Origin of the sequence: Bartonella sp. HY328 (assembly GCF_025449335.1) — a bacterium.
In the GTDB taxonomy this organism is placed as follows: Bacteria; Pseudomonadota; Alphaproteobacteria; order Rhizobiales; family Rhizobiaceae; genus HY038.
The window spans coordinates 1173746-1196694 of sequence record NZ_CP104883.1; the positions used below are offsets into that span (position 1 = coordinate 1173746).

A 22949-nucleotide genomic window follows, 5' to 3' on the forward strand; every position below is an offset into this window, starting at 1 on the left:
ATATTTTTGACGCTATTTGCAAAAACTCAACATGCCCAGTCTAGCAGCATTTGCTCAAGGTCAAGTTGCGCTATCCCAAAGCCAAAATTAAAACCACCAAAATTTTCGTTAAACTCGATATAATAAGGTGAAAAATCTGGATAGCTTTGTAACGGGAACATTGTACCGCCAAGATGTGCATCACATTCAGCAAATCGTGCAAGATTAAGTTCTTCCCCTTCATTGCTATAGGGCGGAATATAGCCGCTTAACGTATTTTGATGTTCCCATTCTCGCGCTGGCCGCCCAACATTAGGGTCATCCTCGCGGCGCCTAATCTTTATTGGGAAACCAAAATTGAGCGCTTCACGCGCTGGCAGTGTTGCCCATCCTGATTTGGGCTGCTCAGAATCCATACGTTTGTGTAAGTCGAAACCGCCAGGCACATATCCTTGGCGTTTATTGTCTTCAAATGCTACTGGAGGTAAACTTGGCGCTCCAAAATATTCACTGGGCGATTTCACTAACCAGTCGGGCAAGGGTATTTGCGGGTCGAGCAATGGCAATTTGCCCAAGGGGCCATTGAATTCTTCTTCCGTAAGCCAGAATAAAGAATAATGGCAATCTAAATATTCGAAATCAAAACGCTTTTGATCTGAATGAGAAGATTTTGTTGGAAGCGGTACCTCCAAGGCATCCAGCTCATCAAACATATCATCCACAAATAGGCTTATTGCAACAAAATCTGGGCCTTGTGTACGATATTGCTCTGGTAGCTTCAGCGTAAAAGCATGACGTAGTGGTGTTCCATAAATAGGGCTAATCGGCCAACGATCATCACTAATAGCCGGTGGCATTCCGTAACACCAGCCATTTTGAGGTCGTTGATCAAGAGGAACTGGTGCCAATAGCGTTAAATCAAAAGCATCAGTAAGCAAGGGGTCTGCATATTTATAAGGGCGCTCTTGATAGATAGCATTTGTTTCAGAAAGTGTTGTAATTCGGATTTGGTTATCCTTAATTCCAACTGTAATTTGTAAACCCTTGTCAGCTCCAGCCTCAATGATTGCTTGCTTAAAGCTCCAACCGTAATCATTACGGTCATCAGGAACTTCTATTGCGTTGCTATAAAGTGCGTCGAAAGATGACGCCGGAGATCCTAATCTTATGCCACCTATCGTGATGTCTATAGGGAAGGATTGTCGAAATGTGATTTCACCAATCTTATCATCTATCGTAATGCGAGCGCTAACATCATCATCACATACATGTCCTTCAGCGTGGCAATCAGGTTCTTCCCAGCTTTCGCCAAAAGCCTTACGTAATATATCTGCTCGATCATTAGGGCGTAATTTTGCCAATAGTTCATTTCGTACCATCATAAAACCGATCCTCTTTAACCCTTAGTTTCATGCTAAAATATAATAAGGTTTTTATTTCTATATTGGTTTGTGCGACTTTTTAAATGGGGACGATTGCTATTAATATCATTAAATATTATTTATTTTAAAAATAAACGGCGCTATGCCCTATTTTCGTTGCGATTTAATTCTATATTATAAGAAATAATAGTAAAACTCCGCTAGGAAATGTGCTCATTTTGCTTTTGTTGTGACATGACACTGCTAAATATGGCACTGCTAAATATGGAGCTATTAAATAGTGATATGTTTCCTATTATGGAAGTTAGCTAACTTGTTTGCTAATGTAATTTGATGCTGCAAAGAAAGGCTTTTATATATGTCGCGTTTTATCGTGTTGGCAGTGGTGGTAACTGGTCTTATTTTTTGTTTCAAGATTTTGAAACGTGAGTCCAATCGTGTGGCGGTTCGCGTAAAAAGAGCAGAGCAAGAGCGTAAAACCGGTGCTAAGGGCACTTTAGTACAAGACCCTAAAACAGGTGAATATCGCGTGGAAAACAATCAATTCTGATTTATGCGTTTAAGCAGAAAAGGTAGTTGCTTTCTGTAGCACTCAGCCTTATAGCCATAGGTGCTTTTGGTAAGCTAATTTTGTGCTTTTTGTTTGAGCTTGATGTATCGATTGGTTATGGCTTTATATTCTTTGAATGAAAATTTGGATTTAAAAGATGGTTCTGCGCCTATAATAATGCGCGAGGCTATAGAAGAGATTGCGCCAGCAAAACTCAATCTTTCACTCCATGTTATTGGTCAGCGCAGTGATAATTACCACTTATTGCAAAGCCTTGTCGTTTTTATGAATAATGGCGACATGATAAAGGTAGAAGCGGCAGAGAGCGATAGTTTTGCAATTTCTGGCCGTTTTGGTGGCGGTGAAGATTTTGGCGCAGATAATTTAGTGATAAAGGCGCGAAATTTTTTGCGTGATCTTGTTGGCCAAGAACGCTGTCCACCAGTTGCAATTCATTTGGAAAAAAACTTGCCAATTGCATCGGGTATTGGTGGTGGGTCATCTGATGCGGCAGCGACATTGGTCGCGTTAATCCGACATTGGAATTTAATACCTGATGCCGATGATCGAGAAGCTGAATTGCAATTATTAACCAATAAGGTGCAGAGCCTTGGCGCAGATGTGCCAATGTGTTTGCATGGGGTGCTTTATCGCTCGCCGCTGATCGCCACCGGTATAGGCGAAATATTAAAACCACTTGATGAATTTATTCCTTTGGATATTTTACTGATCAATTCAGGCGTGGCTGTTTCAACCCCGCAAATATTTGCCAAGTTGGAAAATAAAACTAATCCAGAATTTAGCTGGAATGATGGGGCAGGGGCGCATTATAAAGGACTGATTGAAAAATTGAAGACCATGCGTAATGATCTATATCAGCCTGCATTGCATCAATATCCAGCATTAAAAACCATATTGCATACATTACAAGACCTTGGTGCTGATTTTGCGGCAATGTCTGGTTCCGGCGCGACCTGTTTTGGCATATTCCCCAATGCCCAAGCGTTGCAGCAGGCCTATTTAGAAGCACAGAAAATTTATCCCAATTATTTTCTCATAGCTGGAAAAAGCTACGGCGTTTAATCCGGCATATTTGCTAAATATGCTCTTTTGCCATATTGCATTGCTATATAACTTTTCATCATTTTCATTTTCATTTTCATTTTCATTTGCTTTGCGCCACTACTGGTGCGATGAGTCCTGGAAAATCACTCAAATATATTTTGGTAGTCCATTTTAGACGATGGATTTCTACCATAGCGATTTGGATCAGGTGAACCTTTTTTGCAAAGTAGATAAATATAATAAATCCACGGAGCTTGACCGACATAGGGCATATGTAACACAATTAAAACAACCCAAAAGTGCCAGCCAGCCATGCCAATATCGTGAAAACGCCGTATGGATACACTCGCAAAAGGAATAAAGAAGATAACAAAAGGGAAAAGCAATAAGGACAGGCTTTGCCAATAAATTGGCTTTTGCGGATCCATTGGCTCGATAAAATTTGTTAATGTCAGAAAGAGAATTAAATATATTATATTGAAGACAAGTGCAAACCACCAATATTCCGAGCGTGATGCTCTGCCAGAGGTAGATGCATATTTGTGCATAAAACATGTATGAAGTGAAGTTTTTAAATTCATTTTTGCGTCTTTATTTTATTTTCTTTCTATTTAACAAATAACAATCTATTTTTCTATGTTAAAGTTCTGCGCTTAATGGTTTTATTTTCAAAAAAATGCTATAATGTTTTTAAAAATAGTGGAGATATTATGCTAGTTTATTTTTTAAACAATACATTCTGGCGCAATATTGGTAAAAGCTTTTTGCTATGCTTTAGTGTGCTCGTGACTAGCGAAATAAGTTCGGCTAATGATAGTAGTGCAGGATTGACTGCAGGTGGGCTTGTTCTTCAAAAGTTAGAAGATATAGCAATGGTATCAGAAGAGTTATATATTTCAGTTGATAAAATTGAAGTGAATTATATATTTGAAAATCGCAGCAATAAAGATATTACGACTATTGTTGCTTTTCCAATGCCGCCTTTTGATTTTAATGCAAATGGTGAGCCTTTTGGTGACCAATATAATCGGCCCTATATCGATGATGAGCGTCTTGATAATTATTTAGATTTTCATAGTTTTGTTGACGGTAAAGCTGTCGCAATGAAAAGCACCCGTAAAGTGGTGAGGGATAGTGGAGATTTCCCATCTGAAGCTACGCTTTATATCACGTTTTATTGGCAACAAACTTTCCCAGCCGTTAAAAAAATTAAGGTTCGCCATTTTTACACACCTAGTACCACTACCGGCATTCCACAATCAGTAGGTTGGATAAAAGAAAATTATTTAAATGACGATACTTATTGCCCAGATAAAAACTTCATAGCAGCATTAAACAAATTGGAAAAAGCTAATTATGATATAGGTTATGATGGGATTGACTATATTTTAACTACTGGAGGCAATTGGGCTGGCGGTGTTATTGAAGATTTTCGTCTGATTATTGATAAAGAAAAACCGAATGCATTGGTAACATTTTGTGGTGATGGTGTTCAAAAAATAAGCCCAACGCAATTTGAAATACGAAAAAAAAATTATGTTCCTAAAGAAGATCTTTCGATTTTTATTTTGAATGATTTTAGCAATTTTAATGAATAGATAATTTAAAAAGTTGACTGATATGTAGCGGCTGCGTGTCTATATAAACGTGTTAAAGTTTTTAAAATTTGTTTTTGCTATTGGAAATTTCATTTTATTAGAAAATTCAACACGCTTATTATATTTATCTTGCTATGCTTTATTGACAGGATTATGCTGGTAAAGTTAGGCTAGATCGCCAATGTGGCTATTGAATTATTGTCTGCCGCACAGATATAAAGCTTGTTGGTTTTGTTAGTCGCTAACATAATAGCAATATTAAAATTTAATTTACGGAGTTTACCATGCTCAAGGGAGCCATTACCGCACTTATTACGCCATTTTCTGAAACTGGAGAGGTTGATGAAAAAGCGTTGCGCGACCTTGTGGAGTGGCAAATCACAGAAGGGATAAATGGGCTTGTGCCAGTGGGTACAACAGGTGAATCGCCCACTTTAACCCATGAAGAGCATAAGCGCGTTGTTGAGCTAACGATCGAGCAAGCCAAGGGGCGCGTTCCGGTTATTGCTGGTGCCGGTTCAAACAGCACAGCAGAAGCGATTGAGCTGGTTCAGTTTGCAGAATCTGCGGGTGCAGACGCGGCACTCGTTGTGACACCTTATTATAATAAGCCAAATCAACGTGGTCTTTATGCACATTTTGCAGCTATTGCAAAAGCAACTATTTTGCCAATTGTCATTTATAATATTCCCGGTCGCTCGGTTATTGATATGACCCCAGAAACCATGGGTCGTCTTGCCAATGATTTTGATAATATTATTGGCGTTAAGGACGCAACCGGCAAGGTAGAGCGTGTTTCAGAGCAGCGCATGACTTGCGGTGATGGTTTTATCCAATTGTCGGGTGAAGATGCAACCGCCCTTGGTTTTAATGCGCAAGGTGGCGTTGGCTGTATTTCGGTTACATCCAATATTGCGCCACGCCTTTCATCGCTCTTTCAAGATGCCTGCCTTACCGGCAATTATGATAAGGCAAGAGAAATTCATGAAAAGCTTATGCCATTGCACAAGACCTTGTTTATTGAACCAAATCCAACGGGTGTTAAATATGCAGCTCAGCAATTAGGTCTTTGTAACGCGCATTTACGTTTGCCACTTGTTGCTATTGAAGCAGAGACTGCCCACAAGATTGATGCGGCAATTGCTCATGCAGGGCTTGTAAAACGCTAAAAATATAGTATTTAAGATCTATGACAAAAAAAGATAAGCCAGAGCGTAAGGTTATTGCGGAAAACCGTAAGGCTCGCTATAATTTTGAAATTTTGGATAAATTAGAAGCGGGCCTGGTGCTTAGTGGCACCGAGGTTAAATCTTTACGCGCTAATCATGCCAATATTGCTGAGAGCTATGCCAGTTTTGAAAATGGCGAATTTTGGCTTATCAATTCATATATTCCAGAATATACACAAGGCAATCGCTTCAATCATGAGCCACGCAGGTTGCGTAAAATATTGGTTAGCAAGCGGGAAATGTCCAAGCTTTTTCAAGCCGTGTCGCGTGACGGCATGACAGTTGTGCCCTTGCGGCTATATTTCAACTTACGTGGTCGCGTCAAAATAGAGTTAGCTCTTGCTCGTGGTAAAAAGAACCATGATAAGCGCGAGACTGAGAAAAAGCGTGATTGGAACCGTGAAAAATCGCGCTTATTGCGTGACCGTGGTTAGGCATTTTGCTCATAAATAATTAGATTGTTTTTTATAATTCAATGATTTTTTATATTGCTGCTAAGCTCGCTTAATTGACAATTTTGTAGTTAGAAATGTCAATTTTTATAGTTTCGCCACTAGCGTAGTGGTTAATAAATATTGGTTTTCAATAAACGTAATTTTTGAGTGGCGGTTAAAAAAAAGATTTTTTCGTTGTCAAAATTATCATTTGCGAGATCAAAAATTTCATTATGATTAAATGGTCGCCTGCTAAAAAAACGATATGTTGATTGTGAATTGAAACATCAAAAAGTGAGCCTTACCGTTTTATCGCTGTGATAGTTTTATCAAAAGCAAAATAGCGCAGGGTATTATTTTTTTATAATAGTCAGGTCATTTCATTATAAAAGATAACAACAATATATTCTTGATATTTAAAATCAGTCAATTGGCTGCCATTTTCATAGACTGAAAATATCGGAATTTTTTTTAATTCATCAATACAATATCTATAATTGGTTTTAACTTGCGTATTATTTAAAATAGTAGATTTTTATTTTTAATTTTAATCGTCACTTTTATTGTAAGACCAATGGCTTTAAAGTCTCCCCCAAAAAGTGATCTTTCATTTAAATGTAATCAGGCTTCAATCTATAGGAAGTCCTTAGCAAAATAAATTCTTGTATAAAGAGCGTTAATGATAATTCTATGTAAAATGGGATCATAGAAAGTTTTGCTGATCCTAATTTTGCTACACTATATTTTAATTTTTTAATTTGGTTTCATTACTGGTAAAGCTAAATTAGACGATTAATAGAAATAACGACGATTATTAATAGTTTTAAATTATTCAATTTTGCTGTTGTTTTTTAATCTCTTCTATTGCAAGGCTTTTGCGGGAAATGGATGAGCGCTATGATTGCCGGTTAAGAATAGCTAGGCTTTCTATTTTCTGTATTTTTATTCCAAGCTAAAAAGAGTTCAAAAATGGGAGATAGGAAATTAAATGGTGGGAGACATAAGTCCGCCGGCGCAATCGAGCGGCCGCAAGCAGGTTGATATTAGTGAAGTTCTCGACAATGGATCATTTACACCATTGCAGATTTTTATTGTGGTTATAATTGCTCTTGCAATTATTCTTGATGGTTTTGACAGTCAGCTGCTTGCCTATGCCATTCCAACAATGATGAAAGATTGGGGGCATAGTGAGCGGAGCGTTTTTACCCTCGCAGTAGTTGCAAGTTCCGTTGGTATGGTTTTGGGTAGCCTTTGTGCCGGTTATTTTGCCGATAAAATTGGCCGCCGCCGCCTTATTTTAATAACATTATCCATTTGTGGCATTTCTACGATGCTTGTTGGTGTTGCTGGCAATGTTCATCATGTGATGATATTTCGGTTTTTTGCCGGCATTGGTATTGGTGGGGCTTTGCCAGTTTGCACCACCTTGTCAGCGGAGTTTGCTCCACTGCGTTACCGCACCATGATTATTACGGCCTCTATCGTTTGTGTGCCTCTTGGCGGTATGCTGGCAGGTTTTTATTCAAGATTGGTTCTTGCCGAGTTTGGTTGGCAAAAGACCTTTTTTATTGGTGGTTTTTTACCACTTGTTTTACTTGCTTTTCTTTGTTTTACATTACCAGAATCGCCTAAATACATGGCACGTCATAAAGCCCGTTGGCCTGACCTTCAAAAGCTTTTATTGCGACTTAAACGACCAACGGCTAGCGATGTTGAGTTTGTTGAGAAAAATGATAGTGCATCGTCTTTGGCCAAGACCAGCTTTGGGGCTTTATTGACGCATGACTTTAAACGCAATTCAATTGCTATCTGGTTTGCTTTTTTCTTTTGTATGAGTGCAGTTTATTCAGTTTTTGGGTGGCTTCCAGCTATTCTTGCTTCGCATAATATTGAAAAAAGCGTTGCTGGCGATGGTCTTACAGCCTAAAATATCGGCGGTATTATTGGCTCATTGCTTTGCGCCTTTGCTATTTCGCGTTTTGGCTCATTGCGGGCGCTAGGCGTTTGTGCCATTGGTGGTGCAATATCAATATTTGTGTTGTTATTTTTTAATGTAAACGAGCATATTGGCTTAATGTTGGTGCTCCTCACCATTCACGGTTTTTTTGTTAATGCGGTTCAATCCCCGCTTTATGCATTGGCAGCGTTTTTATATCCAACGCAAATGCGCGCAACTGGCACCGCAACAGCGGCGGCATTTGGACGTTGTGGTGCTATTCTAGCCGGCGTTTGTGGTGGTTTAATTGCTGGGCTCACCAGTTATATTTGGTTATTGGGTTTTGCAATGATTGGCGTTTTCATTGCGCTTATTTGTCTTAAAAAACATATACCTGCAATGCGCTCAACAAAAAGTACATTAACCACTATTGGATAATTCATTTTGCTGCCTTGCACTCATGTAAGGCAGCAAACGCTTTTCGCTCTATCTAGCTTTTCAAGGATAATGGGGAAAGAGCCATATCGATGGTGTAGAGATTTAAGTATCTGAAGATTGATGTGCCAATATGCTAGCGCACTATTAGGATAGTGCCCTTAAGGCTATTGGCTAAGCTATTGTTTTGATATTAATCGAGCAATTCATTACCAAGATCTGCATCGATGATTAACTGACGAGCTTCTTTTACCCGATCAGATTCAACTAATACGCGTTTTTGAAGAAAACCAAGTGAACCCTCCACCACACTCATATGGCTATCTGCGACCATATAAAAAATGCCCGCTTCTTTTAACAAGGTTTCAATGATGGATATAATGACCGCGTCATTGGTGCGTAAAATCTCTATCATACCAAATCATTGCATGAAATCTAACTAACGCAAAGAAAAATAGCAAAAATTGGCTGTTTTTCTTAAAAAAATTTTCAATAAGTGTAAATTTAGCTATTTCGCGCTTGAGCATGACAAAAGCCTCGCTTATGGTGACGCAAAATATGCTTGGCTAAAAATGCCAATTGGCTTCAAATCGGGAAATATAACATGCAAGCTTCTATTCAGCCTCTTATCGACCTAACCCGCTCCGATATGGAAGCAGTTAACCAGCTTATTTTATCAAAAGCTGGTTCAGATGTTGAAATGATTCCCGAGGTTGCCAATCATCTTATTTCTTCCGGTGGAAAAAGATTGCGACCAATGATTACCTTAGCTAGCGCGCGCATGTTTGGCTATCAAGGCAATCATCATGTTGCTTTAGCAACTGCGGTGGAATTTATGCATACTGCAACATTGCTTCATGATGATGTGGTTGATGAAAGTGATTTGCGCCGTGGAAAATCTACCGCCCGTATGATTTGGGGCAATCAAGCAAGTGTGCTTGTGGGAGATTTTCTTTTGGGGCAAGCTTTTAAAATGATGGTTGATGTGGGTTCATTGCCAGCACTTGATGTGCTTGCCCAAGCCGCAGCCATTATTGCCGAGGGCGAAGTCATGCAGCTTGCCGCAGCTAAGCATATTGGCACCACGGAAAACGAATATCTTGCAGTTATTAATGCCAAAACAGCAGCGCTTTTTTCTGCGGCTGCTGAAGTTGGGCCAATTATTGCTGGTAGGGATGACAAAACACGTCAAGCGCTTGCATCTTACGGTACCAATCTTGGCCTTGCCTTTCAATTGATTGATGATGCGCTTGACTATGGTGGCAATTCAAAAGATCTTGGTAAAAATGTTGGCGATGATTTCCGTGAGGGAAAAATTACTTTACCGGTTATTCTAAGCTATGCGCGCGGCGATCAAGACGAAAAGCAGTTTTGGAAAACTGCCATGGAAGAGGGAGCAAATGATGATCAATCCCTTGAAAAAGCAATTCAGCTTATGAAAAAGCATAATAGTTTGCATGATACTATTGTAAGAGCGCGTGAGTTGGGTGAAAAAGCACGCCAAGATCTTGAAACAATACCAGAAAATAGCGAGCGGCAAGCCCTAATTGAAGTGATTGATTTTTGTATATCACGCGTTAATTGACGCTTGCCGTTAAAATGGCTTAATCCTTACTTAAGGATCACTCATATAGTTTTGATGGTAGCAAAACCAAATTGGGTGGCAATATTTGATTTTAAGGGATAGTTTTTATTTTATTCAAAAAATAGATATTTGTAACTGTAATTCGCAATGCTACTAAACTATTATTAACTTATGAACTGATTTGAAAAGTTGTTTAAAGAAAGTGACAAATTAAAACTATTTAAAATAAGTTTTAACTTGTAGGTTTAAATATATTAATTTGGGTATTTTCGCATCAAATTAAAAAAATTGATAAATGATGATTATCAATATTGGGAAACAGGGAAAAATCTATGCGGCGCTACATCCTTTCTCGCTCCTATAAGGCAATTATAGCTGGTACATTACTGGCTAGCCTTTCGCTTCCTGCCTTGGCAGCAACCGAGCTTCCCCCTGCAAAATCATTTTCTGGCGCCTATCTAGCTGGTCGTATTGCAATTAGTGATCGTCAATCTGATATTGCTATTAGCTATTTGCAACAGGCACTTGATTTTGATCGCAACAGTGAAATGGTGCAACGCGACTTATTTTTAACTTTGATGGCTAATGGTAAGTTTAATGAAGCGGTTCCTGTTGCTATTTTATTGCGTAATAATAAGGAATTAGAACGTTTTACAAAGCCAGTTATGGCCGCTGATGCTATGAATCGTAAGCATTTTAAGCAAGCTATCAGCGTTATGAAATATTCAAATCCTGATTCTCTTGATACCATCACTTGTGGCGTTTTTGCTGCATGGGCAAAATTTGGCCAAGGTCAACGCCGAGCTGCAATTAATGATATTGCTGCGCTTGAAGGTCAAGAATGGTTTCGCTTTTTTAAAAACTATCATTTAGCATTGATGTATAGTTTAAATGGTCAGAAGGCTGAAGCTGAAAAAGCCTTTACAGCAGCATTGAAAGATCAAGATAGTGGCGCTGCATTTCCAGATAGTTATGAGCGGGTGATTATCGCCTATGCGAGTTTTCAATGGCGCAACAAAAATGTCAAAGGCGCAATTGAAACTCTATCGAATGGCGAAAAGCTGCTATCAGGCCGCGATACGTTAGCAAATTTGCGCCTAGCTGCACAAAATGGCAAGCAGCCACCTGCTCTTGTACAATCTGCGAGCGATGGTGCAAGCGAAATTATTTATAATATCGGCACTGCTCTTAACCGTGCCAAAGCTGAAAATGTTGCAGCGCTTTATTTGCAAATTTCGCTCGCCATGCGGCCAAATAGTGATGCAACTATATTCCAGCTTGCTGATTTATCAGCTAATACGGATGATCATAAAACTGCAATTGAATATTATAGCAAAATTCAACAAGGGTCGCCCTATTATCGTGAAAGCCAATTGCGGATGGCAATGAATCTTGCTGATGATGGACAAGAGGATAAGGCAATTGAGCTTTTAAATGGTTTGGTCAAGCAGTTTGGTGCAGATGAGCGCGTCTATACTGGTCTTGCTAGCATTTATATGCAAAAGGAAGATTTTGCCAACACGGTGCAAATATTGGATCGATATTTAAATCAGTTGACTACAACGCGCCCCGAAAATTGGCCGCTATTTTATCAACGCGCTATCGCTTATGAACGCTTAAAACTTTGGGATAAGGCTGAACTTGATTTTAATAAGGCATTGGAATTGCAACCCAATCAGCCACAAGTGTTAAACTATCTTGGCTATTCACTTGTTGATCGTGATATGAAGCTTGAAGAAGCTTTGAAGATGATAAAAAAGGCAGCAGAGTTGCGCCCTCAAGACGGTGCAATTATTGATTCTCTTGGCTGGGCTTATTATAAGCTTGGTCGCTTTAATGATGCTGTTCGCGAGTTAGAACGGGCAGTAAAATTGCGCCCAGAGGATTCAGCAATTAATGATCATTTGGGGGATGCCTATTGGATGGCTGGCCGTAAGCTTGAGGCTACTTTCCAATGGCACCATGCCGCCGATAATAGTAAGATTGAGCCTGATGAGCTAAAAAAAGTTCAGCAAAAATTAAAGCATGGCTTAAAGGCTGATGGTAGCATTAATGAAAAGTTAGATGAAGAACATGCGTCCAGTGATAAGCCAAAAGATGCGCCAGCAGATGCTACAACTAGCGAAGATGCGCCATCTCAACAGCCTTCTAAACCTGATGCAGGTAAGTAGGTAGCTAAAGCGGCTTGTTACAATTAACTAGATTGTGACAACCAATAGTTTATATTTGTCAAAATAATAGGCCATCTATTTTTAAAATAGATGGCTTTTTTGTTTAGAGCGTTTTCCGAAAAGTGTGAAGCGGTTTTCGGACAAAAAACGCGGTGTAAACAAAGGATTAGAGCGCTTTTCGATCTGGTCCAGTCAGATCGAAAAGCGCTCTAGTAACCGTTCTTTTGCTAAATATCTAAAGCCCCATTTGCCTTTGATATTGTATTGCTTCTATAATTGCATTATGCCAAAAACATTAATGCGAATTTTATAGCAGTTTTTAAAAGGGGTTTTGTTGTGAGCCTGCCCAAAAGTCTTGAACCAAGTCATCAGGATCAAAATTATCTTGATCCAAGCCGTTCCTTTCAGGGACTTATCCTAACGCTCCAAAACTATTGGGCAAAATATGGTTGTGCGATTATGCAACCCTACGACATGGAAGTAGGCGCTGGCACATTCCATCCAGCAACGACTTTGCGCTCTTTGGGGCCGCGCCCATGGAAAGCTGCTTATGTGCAACCATCACGCCGTCCAACTGATGGGCGCTATGGCGAAAATCCCAACCGCTTACAGCATTATTATCAATTTCAGGTTTTGTTAAAGCCATCACCGCCAGATTTGCAAGAGCTATATCTTGGCTCCTTAAATGCTATTGGCCTTAACACCAATTTGCATGATGTGCGCTTTGCTGAAGATGATTGGGAAAGCCCAACGCTTGGCGCATGGGGGCTTGGTTGGGAATGCTGGTGCGATGGTATGGAAGTATCGCAATTTACTTACTTTCAGCAAGTGTGTGGCGTTGAGTGTTCGCCCGTTTCAGGCGAGCTCACCTATGGTTTGGAGCGTCTTGCTATGTATTTGCAAGGTGTTGAAAATGTTTATGACCTTAATTTTAATGGTCGAGAAGGCGATGAGAAAATCACCTATGGTGATGTATTTTTGCAATCGGAAAGAGAGTTTTCAAAGTTTAATTTTGAAATAGCCGATACTGAAATATTGCATCGCCATTTTATTGATGCCGAAAAGGAATGCGCGGCTATTCTTGACGCTGGTAAGCCTTTGGAAGAAGGCGGTTTACATCGTTGTGTTTTCCCAGCCTATGATCAATGTATAAAAGCCAGCCATATTTTTAATCTCTTACAGGCGCGCGGAGTTATTTCTGTAACCGAGCGACAAAGCTATATTTTGCGTGTACGTGATCTTGCTCGCCGGTGCGGCGAAGCATTTTTGCAAACCGAAGCTGGTGGCGCCAATTATAATCGTGGAGATCTATAATGCCCGACTTATTAATTGAATTATTTTCTGAAGAAATTCCTGCGCGCATGCAAAAAAAAGCAGCCGCAGATTTAAAAAAAATGGTAACTGACCGTTTGGTTGATGCAGGTCTTACCTATGAAGCCGCGCGTGAATATTATACGCCGCGCCGCCTCGCTTTGGATTTGCGCGGCCTTACCGCAAAATCACGAGATATTGCTGAAGAGCGTAAAGGCCCATCAGTTAAAGCACCTGAGACCGCCATTGCTGGCTTTTTACGCTCAAGTGGTCTTGATGATATTTCACGAGCAGAAATCGTCAATGATCCTAAAAAAGGCGATTTTTATGTTGCCAAAATAAACAAGCCTGGCCGTAAAGCTGAGGATATTATTGCTGAAATAATGCCTGATATTATTCGCAATTTCCCTTGGCCTAAATCTATGCGTTGGGGTAATGGCAATTTGCGATGGGTACGGCCATTACATTCAATTATTTGCTTATTTGGCCCTGAAATAGGCGAAACAGAAATAGTCAATTTTGAAGTTGATGGCATTAAAAGTAGCAACTTTACCTATGGCCACCGTTTCTTAAGTGACGGTGAACCCATAACGGTGCGCCGCTTTGAAGATTATGTTACCAAGCTTGAAAATGCTAAGGTTATTCTTGATGCCGAGCGCCGCCGCGAAATTGTTTTGGCAGATGCGCGTAATCTTTGCTTTGCCAAGGGGCTTGAGCTAGTTGAAGATGAGCAACTTGCTGATGAGGTTGCAGGTCTTGTTGAATGGCCAGTTGTTTTGATGAGTGAGTTTGAGCCTGAATTTTTGGCTATTCCGCCAGAGATTGTTCGCCTTACTATTCGTACCAATCAAAAATGCTTTGTAACCCGCCCTCGCGGCGAGGCTGAAGCGTTGTCCAACCATTTTATTCTTGTCTCTAATATTGAAGCGAGTGATAATGGCCAAGAAATCGTTAAGGGGAATGCACGTGTTGTGCGCGCTCGCCTTTCCGATGCACTTTATTTCTGGCACACCGATCAAGCTGATTTGCCGGATTTAAATAAGCTTAGTCTATCAGCTAACCGCTTAGGGCTAGACCTTCAAAAGCCACTTGATCAAAGAATGGCGCGTCTGGACCATTTACATGTGACTTTCCATGCAAAACTTGGTACGCAAGGCAGCCGTGTTACGCGCATTGCCGCGCTTGCACAGGAAATTGCACCATTATTATCGGCTGATCCGCAAACGGCGCGCCGTGCTGCTTTGCTGGCTAAGGCAGATTTGCAAACCGAAGCCGTGGGTGAATTCCCAGAATTACAAGGCGTTATGGGGCGTAAATATGCAAGCTTGCAAGGTGAGAGTGAGGAAGTTGCTCGCGCCATTGAAGAACATTACAAACCGATTGGTCCAACAGATAGCGTTCCCCACTCGCTTATTTCCATTGCAGTAGCTCTTGCTGATAAAATTGACACGCTTTGCGGCTTTTGGTTCATTGATGAAAAGCCTACCGGCTCAAAAGATCCTTATTCATTGCGTCGAGCAGCAATTGGTGTGATTCGTTTAGTGCTAGCTAAAGAAAAGCAAATCAATTTATTACCTTTGCTGCGCTTTGCTTTTAACTTGCATATGCGCTCACATATTGAAAATGCTCTGTTCGCCTATGAAGCCAATTTGCGCAGCGAAAAATCTGGTGAGGTTGATGGTAATCAAGACTTTGACAATGCGTTACGCATGGAAGAAGATCGCATTACCCAAGATTTAAATAGCAAAATCGAGCCAATCATCCTTGATTTACTTAGCTTCATGCATGAGCGTTTCAAAGTCCACATCAAGGATGAAGGCGCACGTTATGACGCAATTGATGCAGTGTTAACTCCCCTTGCTGATGACTTATTACAGGTTGCGCGCCGCATTGAGTCATTGATTGTGTTTATTAATACAGATGATGGTGGCAACTTGCTTGCAGGCACTAAGCGGGCAGTTAATATTCTTGAAGCTGAAAAGAAAAAGAATACGCAAATTGCCGATCAAGTGGACACAAGCCTGTTGATTGAGAGCCAAGAAAAGGCACTTTATCAAGCCGTGCAAAAAAGCGAGCAAGAAGTCGCCCGTTTCATGAGTGAGAATAACTATGCCATGTCTTTGGCAAGTCTTGCTCAATTACGTGCGCCGGTTGATGCATTCTTTGACGATGTTTTGGTCAATGATGAAAACACTGCCATTCGTGCAAATCGCCTAGCCTTGCTTGAGTGCATTCAAAAATTAACCGCGCAACTTGCTGATTTTAGCAAATTGGTTATTGCTTAAAAAATGCGTAACGCATGAACTAATAAAATATAAAATGGATTATTTGTAAATTATTAAATCCAGTTTGCAATAAAGTAGGCCGTTTTGTTGATATTCTAATAATATTGCAATGTAATTAGCCGATCTATTGCATCACATAGAATAAGCTATTAAAAATCCCTCAAGATTTACACTTGAGGGGTTTTTTATGAGGTTTATAAAAAAAATATTTACTATAATTTTGGTAATTTGTGCTGCCATTTGGGGCGCAGCCTATGGAAGAAAAATAGCCGATGGCGATTACTCTTTGCCAACGCGCGATGAAATACCATTTTTAAATCAAGTGCTGGATTATGTTAAACAGATAGTTTCAGCCGATCATTTGTCTTATGAATTGTCGCCAGTGAGTTTGCGTGAGGCCCACAAGAATTATCCAGCAACATTTTATAGAAAAGTATTTCAACCAGAAGATACTGGCACGCCTCCTGCAGATATTTTTAATCTGGTAAATTATCCTGCCAAAGATGGTAATCTTGCCGCTTTCCTCAGCCCTGATCCAAAGGATGGTAAAAAACATCCTGCTGTTATTTGGTTGCATGGTGGCTATGGTGGTATTGGTGATTTTTTCTGGGAAGATATTGAAGCAAGCAATGATCAAAGTGGTAAAGGCCTGCGCGATGCTGGCATTATTATGATGGTACCATCATTTCGCGGCGAAAATCATAATCCTGGAACATTTGAAATGTTTATGGGTGAATTAGACGATCTGCAATCAGCGCTGGATTATTTAAAAAGCCAACCCTATGTCGATAAAGATCGGATTTATCTTATTGGCCATAGTACTGGCGGAACGAATACTTTGCTTGGTAACGAATATATCGATGGTTTTCGAGCAGCGTTCTCATTGGGGGGAATTCCAGATTTAAAATTGCGCTTACAATATGGGCGCATCAGTGTTGGTTTACCATTTGTTAAAACTGACGAAGCCTTGGCTATTCGCTCGCCGCGTCTGTTTATCAATGACATAAAGTCACCAACTTTTTATTTTGAAGGCAGTGAAGGCTGGTGGGACGAATTTGAAGAAGTGGCGCGTTATGCACAAAATAAGCAAATTCCATTCTTCATTAATAAAGTTCCCAATGCTGATCATTTTAACTATTTGCAGCCAGCTGTGGCATTAATTGCACAAAAAATTAATGCCGATACAGGTGAAGCCAGCAATATTTCATTTTCTGAAGCTGAATTAAATGAAATTTCAAAAAATATTGTTCGAGAATAAATAGACCTATTATGAAAAAACGCGCCCAATGGATTTTTCCATTGGGCGCGTTTTTACAAAGTAATAAAAGCAAAAATTATTAATGCTTGTGATCGTGAGCTTGTTCAGCCTGATCTTTATTTGGGGTGTGGTGATCGTGGTTCATGGCTTTCGTGTCCATCGCTTCCACTTTAAAATCGACTTCCACTTCACCAGCTTTTTCAAAATAGAGTTTACCTTTAAATTTTTCGCCCTGTTTTAGGCCATTTTTTAAATCCATAAACATAATATGATAGCTGCCTGGCTTAAACTCAATATCGCCGCCAATTGGGATATCAATTCCATCGGTTAAATGGCGCATTTTCATAACGCCATCTACCATAGCCATTTCATGAATTTGCACATCATCAGATAGGTCGGCGGTTACTTTAACTAGCTTATCTGCAACATCACCCTTATTGATAATTTTAAAATAACCACCTGCAACCTTGGCCGTTGGTACTGTAGCGCGTGACCATGGATGGATTATTTCAAGATTACCAGCTTTGTATTCATGTGCTTGCGCCGATACAATTGTAAAAAGGCCTAAAATAATTGCAGCAATGCTACTAAATAGCGTGGTTTTGTTGGCGCTAGCGTTACATAAAAATGTCATTATATTCTCCATAAATAGATTATTTAGTTTAAGTGCTTATATTTATGAAGACGGGCGGTGCACGGGCTTGATTGCTGGCATAATGTATTTCTACGCTATTTGCTGTAATAGGCAGCCATGTAATGAGATGGCCATCAATGTTGTCATGGGCGCAACTGCCTTTGACATTTTGATAGCTTAGGCAAAATGCACATAAAAAGCAGCCTTGCAAACAATGATCATGTTGACTTTGTTGCTTATGGCTTTGTGGCGAACGAATATGCGTTGCTGTATTTTTGTCTATATCTTGGCTGCAAATGCTGGTTGCTAAAAATTCTAGGCGATCGAGTTGGCTTCTATGGCCAAGTGCTCCATAGGCCATAAAAATAGCTTGCAATAAAACCGACAGCACAAGCACCATAGATAGCAAAAAATGGTGCTGCTGTTTGATATTAAATAACGGCTTTGGTGTGCTATTACTAGGCAGCCTTTTATTCCTTGCCAGCTTCTGCCATTTTAAAAAATGGTAAGTTTATTCAATTAATATAAATTGGTAACGCAAATTGGTTTTTACCAACTCCATAGCTGTTTAAACGCAGTTGATAAGTTTAAGCAATGTGACAAAAAAACACGCCATAGAGTTTAGCTAGAATATGGTGTTCATTAAAGCGTATCTGCTATCAGTTAAGAACATGTTGATCAATAAGGCGCACTGATCCAAAACGAACGGTTAGTAACAAAACAGCTGCACCAGTCACATTCCCCTCAACATCACTTAACGATTCGCAATCACGCAAATCAATTGCTTCAATGATACCACGTGGTTCCCTTTGCAATACCTCGCGGGTTATTTCTTTAAGCTTTTGGGCACTACGCTCGCCATTTTTAAAGGCTATATCAGCCGATTGCCAAGATTGTGGGATGATAGCTGCGGCAATGCGGTCTTCTGGGGTTAATAATGTATTACGTGACGAGCTTGCCACCATATCGCTATCACGCAAGGTGGGCACACCAATGATTTTAACTGGAAAGGCTAGGTCTTGCACCATGCGTTTAATGATTGTAATTTGTTGAAAATCCTTTTCACCAAAATAGGCATAATCGGGTTGTATAATATTAAATAATTTGGCAACCACAGTGGTGACACCACGAAAGTGCAAAGGGCGCAAAGAGCCCATAAGCATATCAGATAATCCTTCCACCTCCACATGGCTGCAATTGCCACTTGGCCACATTTCCTCAACACTTGGCGCAAAGCAATAATCAACCCCTTCCGCCTCAAGTAAAGCTGCGTCTTTGACTAAATCACGAGGATAGGCGTCAAAATCTTCTTCCGGCCCAAATTGTTTTGGATTGACAAAGATTGACACAACAGTTTTATCGCATTGCGCGAGCGATTGCCGCGCAAGGGTTAAATGACCAATATGCAGTGCACCCATTGTTGGCACCAAGCCGATGGTTTTAGACCCATTGCGATTTTGTTGTAAGATTTCGCGTAATTGCGTGATTGTTGTAATAATTTGCATATTTGTACTTTGTGCTGTTTGTAAAATAAGAATTATGGCGCATTTGGTGATATATTCTTCAGTTCAATGCGTTCAAGCCTCGGTAAGGCTTTGTTTTTTTAAAAAACGTTGTAAATGGGTTTGGAATTTTTCGCGTACAATCGGCGGTGCTATGCCGCGTGGTTCCCAAACATGACGGGTTAAAAAATAGCCGGTTAAAGCAAAGCCGCTTTTGAAATCGGATAATTGCGAAGGACGTTTTTGCAAGGAGCATAAAAAATCTGGTAAAAGCAGCAGTTTATCATGCCATGGTAAGCCTGCCTCGCGGCAAACAGCGCGCGCAGATTTGGGGGATACATAAATGAGATCTTCTTTTTGTCCCGTCGCTGCACAGGATAAAAGATCAAGCCCGAAGCCCACATCTTCAAGTAAGCGTAACTCAAAACGCAATAATATTTCAGCAAGCATTAATGGATCATCTGCATAGGATAATAATAGTTGCAAGGCTTCATAAAGACCGGCATGGGGGTCGCGTTCGGGCAAAAGTCGTAAATGTGACGACGCAGTTTGTAAGCCATAAAGGGCAAGCGGCAAATCAATTAAACGAGCAGCAGAAAAATCCAAAGTTTCTACCCGAAAACTACCCATATGCTCATTAAGGCGCGCCCACCACTGCACGCGTAGTTTATTGCCTGGTTGTAGCATTGGTTGCATACGTTTGGAACGGCCACCCTTAACCACACCCATATGGCGACCATGATGCGGTGTCATGACTTCAACGATGGCGCTGGTTTCACCATGTTGACGCAAGCCCAAAATAATTGCTTCGTCATGCCATTCCATTAGTTATTTAACTTTCGTCATTGCGACTTTGATCTTGGTAATCTTGAAGCTTTTAAAAAATATCAAGCTAGATTTTATATAAAAAAGGCGTAATAACATCACGCCTCTTTTTCTATTATATAAAGATTTGAAAATGATTTTCCAACTAAAGAACCGTTATTATTTTGAAAAATCAAGACCCATTTCGCGGTAACGTTCAGGATCATCCCCCCAATTTTCACGCACTTTAACAAAAAGGAAAAGATGGACATTTTGTTCTAAAATTTGTCCAATTTCCTTGCGTGCCGACTGGCCGATGGATTTGATGGTTTCGCCCTTTGCGCCAAGCACAATTTTCTTTTGGCTTTCACGCTCAACAAATATCACCTGCTCGATTTTTACCGAGCCATCTTTGCGCTCTTCCCAGCGTTCAGTTTCAACGGTGGAAGAATAAGGAATCTCGTCATGCAAGCGTAAATAAAGTTTTTCGCGGGTAATTTCAGCCGCAAGTTGACGCATTGGCATATCGGAGATTTGATCTTCAGGATAATACCAAGGCCCTTCTGGCAAAGATTCTGCTAAATAATTCAAAACATCCTTACAGCCATAGCCTTTAAGCGCTGAAATCATGAAAGTACGTTCAAATTTAACCCGTTCATTAATTTGTGCGGTTAACTCCAACAATTTTGGAGGCGGTACGCAATCAACTTTGTTGAGAATAAGAATTTTAGGACGATGAAGGTTTACAAGACTATCAATCAAAGCTTCATTATTTTCATTAAGGCCCGCTTGCGCATCAATTAAAACAAAGGTCATATCTGCGTCTTTTGCGCCGCCCCAAGCGGTGGTGACCATTGCGCGATCTAAGCGTTTTTTTGGTTTAAAAATACCTGGCGTATCAATAAAAACAATTTGTGCATTGTTATGGATAACAATACCGCGCACCATGGCACGGGTTGTTTGCACCTTATGGGTAACAATTGAAACCTTTGTCCCCACAAGCTGGTTTAAAAGAGTTGATTTTCCTGCATTTGGCGCACCAACTAAGGCGATAAACCCCGAACGTGTCACGCCTTTATCCATATTATCCATTTTTTACTCTATTCTTCATCGTTTTCATTGGTCCACACGCCTTCACGGCATAATAAACTTTCGGCAGCTGCTCGTTCCGCTAATCGTTTCGATCCACCCTTGCCACTTGCTGGTGCAAAACCTGATATGCGTACCTCAACCTCAAAGACTGGATCATGATCCGGCCCTTTACGCTTTAATACACGGTAAAGGGGTTGCGCACCGTTTTGTTGGTGCGCCCATTCTTGCAATTCGGTTTTGGCATCGCGTCTTTGCGTTTCGCTTTGGCGCATACGTTCACCCCAGTAACGGTCAACGAAAATCCGAACGCTGTCAAGACCACCATCAAGATAAATACTAGCAATTAAAGCTTCTACCACATCCGCATACATATTGGTAAGGCGGCGGCCCTCAAGCACTTTCATCTCCGCTCCCATATGGATAATATCGGGTAGGTTAAGTTCAAAGGCAATTTCACAACAGGTTTCTGCGTTAACCAGCGAGTTTAGTCGTACTGACAACTCGCCCTCGACCGCCTTTGGAAAAGTTTGACAAAGCATTTCTGCAATAACGAGTCCTAAAACGCGATCACCCAAAAACTCCAAGCGTTCGTAATTGCCAATTTCACTACTTTGTACACTGGAATGGGTAAGCGCTCTGGTTAAGCGCTCAATATCGGTAAATTTGTGCCCCGTAGCTGCTTCAAGAGCAGCAATAATTTTTTTATTCATTTTTTGTTATCCGAAAACTGCGCCTATTTTTGGCCAGTAGGAACGTCCTTTATGGTTTGTACAAAGCTAAACATTCGGCTCCAACGCGCGTCAAATGGCCATTTCCACAATTGCCAAGCTGATGCACCATTGCCGATAGAGAAGAAAATAATATTTGCCCGTCCAATAAGATTTTCATATGGAACTTGACGAACTGAAAAACGACTGTCTTCGGAATTATCTCTATTGTCACCCATCATGAAATAATGACCCGGCGAAACCGTGTAAACATTGGTGTTGTCGCCAGGGTATAGCCCTAGATCAAAAGTGTTATATTCAACACCATTGTCCATTTTTTCACGATAGACAATCACGGGTTGATCAAGTTTGGGATCAAATAAGCGATTTGTTCTTGGCATGTCACCAATCATGTCCACATCAATCGTTTCACCAACTTTTGTACGTTCAACCGCTTTGTCGTTAATATACAATACCCCATCAGTTACTTGAATGCGGTCGCCTGGCAAACCAACAACGCGTTTTATATAATCAATCGAGGGGTCGCTTGGTAAACGAAATACGAGCACATCACCGCGTTTTGGCTCACTACCCCAGATGCGTCCCGAAAAAAGATCCGGTGAAAACGGCAACGAATATTTTGAGTAACCATAAGAAAATTTTGAGACAAAAAGATAGTCGCCGACAAGAAGTGTTGGACGCATTGAGCCTGAAGGAATTGTAAATGGCTGAAACAAAAATGTTCTAATAACAACAGCTATTATTAAAGCTTGTAGTACAATGCTTATAATTTCAAAAATACCACCAGTTGTTAATTCGTCTGGATTTTTTGGCACTTGTGTTTGAGTCATATCTCGCCTATCCGCTGTGTTTTATCATAAAAGCATTTTAACTAGAAAAGTGAATGCCGTTATCTCTTTGCCTTTTATTTAACTTTGCCACTTTAATGAAAGAAAACATGACGTGTTACTAAAGGCTTCAATAATTTGTGT

At 40.4% G+C, this 22949-nt stretch carries 22 protein-coding genes; 12 read left to right on the top strand and 10 right to left on the bottom strand.

The window, feature by feature from the left end:
• Positions 1-26: 26 nt before the first annotated feature.
• Complete coding sequence (locus tag N5852_RS04875; protein WP_262099301.1) at positions 27-1361, bottom strand: DUF7256 domain-containing protein; 1335 nt, start codon at positions 1359-1361, stop codon at positions 27-29.
• A gap of 358 nt (positions 1362-1719) precedes the next feature.
• Here N5852_RS04875 and N5852_RS04880 point away from each other — a divergent pair, with 358 nt between their 5' ends.
• Both N5852_RS04880 and N5852_RS04885 read left to right on the top strand, forming a co-directional pair.
• Positions 1720-1911, top strand: a complete 192-nt coding sequence (locus N5852_RS04880; protein WP_262099302.1) for a hypothetical protein — start codon at positions 1720-1722, stop codon at positions 1909-1911.
• Positions 1912-2043: 132 nt separating this feature from the next.
• The gene (locus N5852_RS04885; RefSeq protein WP_262099303.1) at positions 2044-2994 is read left to right on the top strand and encodes a 4-(cytidine 5'-diphospho)-2-C-methyl-D-erythritol kinase; all 951 of its coding nucleotides are present in this window, start codon (positions 2044-2046) and stop codon (positions 2992-2994) included.
• Positions 2995-3119: 125 nt separating this feature from the next.
• On the opposite strand, the gene N5852_RS04890 is transcribed toward N5852_RS04885, so the two are convergent.
• Entirely contained in the window at positions 3120-3557 is a 438-nt protein-coding gene (locus N5852_RS04890; RefSeq protein ID WP_262099304.1) for a DUF805 domain-containing protein, read from the bottom strand.
• A gap of 204 nt (positions 3558-3761) precedes the next feature.
• Between N5852_RS04890 and N5852_RS04895 the strand changes: the two genes are divergently transcribed.
• The 5 genes from N5852_RS04895 (at position 3762) to N5852_RS04915 (ending at position 8611) form a co-directional block, all read left to right on the top strand.
• Entirely contained in the window at positions 3762-4574 is an 813-nt protein-coding gene (locus tag N5852_RS04895) for a DUF4424 family protein (RefSeq protein ID WP_262099305.1), read from the top strand.
• A 284-nt stretch (positions 4575-4858) separates the two neighbouring features.
• Complete coding sequence (gene dapA, locus N5852_RS04900) at positions 4859-5743, top strand: 4-hydroxy-tetrahydrodipicolinate synthase (RefSeq protein ID WP_262099306.1); 885 nt, start codon at positions 4859-4861, stop codon at positions 5741-5743.
• A gap of 20 nt (positions 5744-5763) precedes the next feature.
• On the top strand, positions 5764-6237 hold the full coding sequence (smpB, locus tag N5852_RS04905; RefSeq protein WP_262099307.1) for an SsrA-binding protein SmpB: 474 nt from the start codon (positions 5764-5766) through the stop codon (positions 6235-6237).
• 988 nt (positions 6238-7225) lie between these two features.
• A complete protein-coding gene (locus N5852_RS04910) occupies positions 7226-8164 on the top strand; it encodes an MFS transporter (RefSeq protein ID WP_262099308.1) in 939 nt (312 codons plus the stop codon).
• A 15-nt stretch (positions 8165-8179) separates the two neighbouring features.
• Positions 8180-8611 (top strand): MFS transporter, encoded by a 432-nt coding sequence (locus N5852_RS04915; protein ID WP_262099691.1) that lies wholly within the window; start codon positions 8180-8182, stop codon positions 8609-8611.
• A gap of 190 nt (positions 8612-8801) precedes the next feature.
• Here N5852_RS04915 and N5852_RS04920 read toward each other — a convergent pair whose 3' ends face one another.
• Positions 8802-9023 carry a putative signal transducing protein gene (locus N5852_RS04920; RefSeq protein WP_262099309.1) on the bottom strand — a complete coding sequence of 74 codons (222 nt, stop codon included), beginning with the start codon at positions 9021-9023 and terminating at the stop codon, positions 8802-8804.
• A gap of 189 nt (positions 9024-9212) precedes the next feature.
• On the opposite strand from N5852_RS04920, the gene N5852_RS04925 reads away from it, so the two are divergent.
• The 5 genes from N5852_RS04925 to N5852_RS04945 all read left to right on the top strand — a co-directional run bounded on the left by N5852_RS04925 (position 9213) and on the right by N5852_RS04945 (position 17218).
• A complete protein-coding gene (locus N5852_RS04925) occupies positions 9213-10193 on the top strand; it encodes a polyprenyl synthetase family protein (protein ID WP_262099310.1) in 981 nt (326 codons plus the stop codon).
• Positions 10194-10525: 332 nt separating this feature from the next.
• Positions 10526-12364 carry a tetratricopeptide repeat protein gene (locus N5852_RS04930; RefSeq protein ID WP_262099311.1) on the top strand — a complete coding sequence of 613 codons (1839 nt, stop codon included), beginning with the start codon at positions 10526-10528 and terminating at the stop codon, positions 12362-12364.
• 342 nt (positions 12365-12706) lie between these two features.
• Positions 12707-13678: a glycine--tRNA ligase subunit alpha gene (locus N5852_RS04935; RefSeq protein WP_182419624.1), complete on the top strand. Its 972-nt coding sequence runs from the start codon at positions 12707-12709 to the stop codon at positions 13676-13678.
• Complete coding sequence (glyS, locus tag N5852_RS04940) at positions 13678-15960, top strand: glycine--tRNA ligase subunit beta (RefSeq protein ID WP_262099312.1); 2283 nt, start codon at positions 13678-13680, stop codon at positions 15958-15960. The genes N5852_RS04935 and glyS overlap by 1 nt, the downstream gene beginning before the upstream one ends.
• A gap of 187 nt (positions 15961-16147) precedes the next feature.
• Positions 16148-17218, top strand: a complete 1071-nt coding sequence (locus N5852_RS04945; RefSeq protein WP_262099313.1) for an alpha/beta hydrolase family protein — start codon at positions 16148-16150, stop codon at positions 17216-17218.
• A gap of 79 nt (positions 17219-17297) precedes the next feature.
• On the opposite strand, the gene N5852_RS04950 is transcribed toward N5852_RS04945, so the two are convergent.
• From N5852_RS04950 to lepB, 7 genes are all read right to left on the bottom strand, one after another.
• Positions 17298-17852, bottom strand: a complete 555-nt coding sequence (locus N5852_RS04950) for a copper chaperone PCu(A)C (protein WP_262099314.1) — start codon at positions 17850-17852, stop codon at positions 17298-17300.
• A gap of 28 nt (positions 17853-17880) precedes the next feature.
• On the bottom strand, positions 17881-18213 hold the full coding sequence (locus N5852_RS04955) for a hypothetical protein (protein ID WP_262099316.1): 333 nt from the start codon (positions 18211-18213) through the stop codon (positions 17881-17883).
• Between the two features lie 298 nt (positions 18214-18511).
• Positions 18512-19357, bottom strand: a complete 846-nt coding sequence (gene panC, locus N5852_RS04960) for a pantoate--beta-alanine ligase (RefSeq protein WP_262099317.1) — start codon at positions 19355-19357, stop codon at positions 18512-18514.
• A gap of 72 nt (positions 19358-19429) precedes the next feature.
• Positions 19430-20179, bottom strand: a complete 750-nt coding sequence (gene recO / locus N5852_RS04965) for a DNA repair protein RecO (protein WP_262099318.1) — start codon at positions 20177-20179, stop codon at positions 19430-19432.
• Between the two features lie 159 nt (positions 20180-20338).
• Positions 20339-21250 carry a GTPase Era gene (era, locus tag N5852_RS04970; RefSeq protein WP_262099319.1) on the bottom strand — a complete coding sequence of 304 codons (912 nt, stop codon included), beginning with the start codon at positions 21248-21250 and terminating at the stop codon, positions 20339-20341.
• Positions 21251-21258: 8 nt separating this feature from the next.
• Positions 21259-21960, bottom strand: a complete 702-nt coding sequence (gene rnc / locus N5852_RS04975) for a ribonuclease III (RefSeq protein WP_262099320.1) — start codon at positions 21958-21960, stop codon at positions 21259-21261.
• Positions 21961-21983: 23 nt separating this feature from the next.
• A complete protein-coding gene (lepB, locus tag N5852_RS04980) occupies positions 21984-22808 on the bottom strand; it encodes a signal peptidase I (RefSeq protein ID WP_262099321.1) in 825 nt (274 codons plus the stop codon).
• Positions 22809-22949: the final 141 nt, after the last annotated feature.

Bases quoted from the DNA above. Each gene is read 5' to 3' on its own strand.
- N5852_RS04875 (WP_262099301.1), bottom strand. From the start codon at position 1,361: ATGATGGTACGAAATGAACTATTGGCAAAATTACGCCCTAATGATCGA.
- N5852_RS04880 (WP_262099302.1), top strand. From the start codon at position 1,720: ATGTCGCGTTTTATCGTGTTGGCAGTGGTGGTAACTGGTCTTATTTTT.
- N5852_RS04890 (WP_262099304.1), bottom strand. From the start codon at position 3,557: ATGAATTTAAAAACTTCACTTCATACATGTTTTATGCACAAATATGCA.
- dapA (WP_262099306.1), top strand. From the start codon at position 4,859: ATGCTCAAGGGAGCCATTACCGCACTTATTACGCCATTTTCTGAAACT.
- smpB (WP_262099307.1), top strand. From the start codon at position 5,764: ATGACAAAAAAAGATAAGCCAGAGCGTAAGGTTATTGCGGAAAACCGT.
- N5852_RS04910 (WP_262099308.1), top strand. From the start codon at position 7,226: ATGGTGGGAGACATAAGTCCGCCGGCGCAATCGAGCGGCCGCAAGCAG.
- N5852_RS04920 (WP_262099309.1), bottom strand. From the start codon at position 9,023: ATGATAGAGATTTTACGCACCAATGACGCGGTCATTATATCCATCATT.
- N5852_RS04925 (WP_262099310.1), top strand. From the start codon at position 9,213: ATGCAAGCTTCTATTCAGCCTCTTATCGACCTAACCCGCTCCGATATG.
- N5852_RS04930 (WP_262099311.1), top strand. From the start codon at position 10,526: ATGCGGCGCTACATCCTTTCTCGCTCCTATAAGGCAATTATAGCTGGT.
- glyS (WP_262099312.1), top strand. From the start codon at position 13,678: ATGCCCGACTTATTAATTGAATTATTTTCTGAAGAAATTCCTGCGCGC.
- N5852_RS04945 (WP_262099313.1), top strand. From the start codon at position 16,148: ATGAGGTTTATAAAAAAAATATTTACTATAATTTTGGTAATTTGTGCT.
- N5852_RS04950 (WP_262099314.1), bottom strand. From the start codon at position 17,852: ATGACATTTTTATGTAACGCTAGCGCCAACAAAACCACGCTATTTAGT.
- N5852_RS04955 (WP_262099316.1), bottom strand. From the start codon at position 18,213: ATGGCCTATGGAGCACTTGGCCATAGAAGCCAACTCGATCGCCTAGAA.
- panC (WP_262099317.1), bottom strand. From the start codon at position 19,357: ATGCAAATTATTACAACAATCACGCAATTACGCGAAATCTTACAACAA.
- recO (WP_262099318.1), bottom strand. From the start codon at position 20,179: ATGGAATGGCATGACGAAGCAATTATTTTGGGCTTGCGTCAACATGGT.
- era (WP_262099319.1), bottom strand. From the start codon at position 21,250: ATGGATAATATGGATAAAGGCGTGACACGTTCGGGGTTTATCGCCTTA.
- rnc (WP_262099320.1), bottom strand. From the start codon at position 21,960: ATGAATAAAAAAATTATTGCTGCTCTTGAAGCAGCTACGGGGCACAAA.
- lepB (WP_262099321.1), bottom strand. From the start codon at position 22,808: ATGACTCAAACACAAGTGCCAAAAAATCCAGACGAATTAACAACTGGT.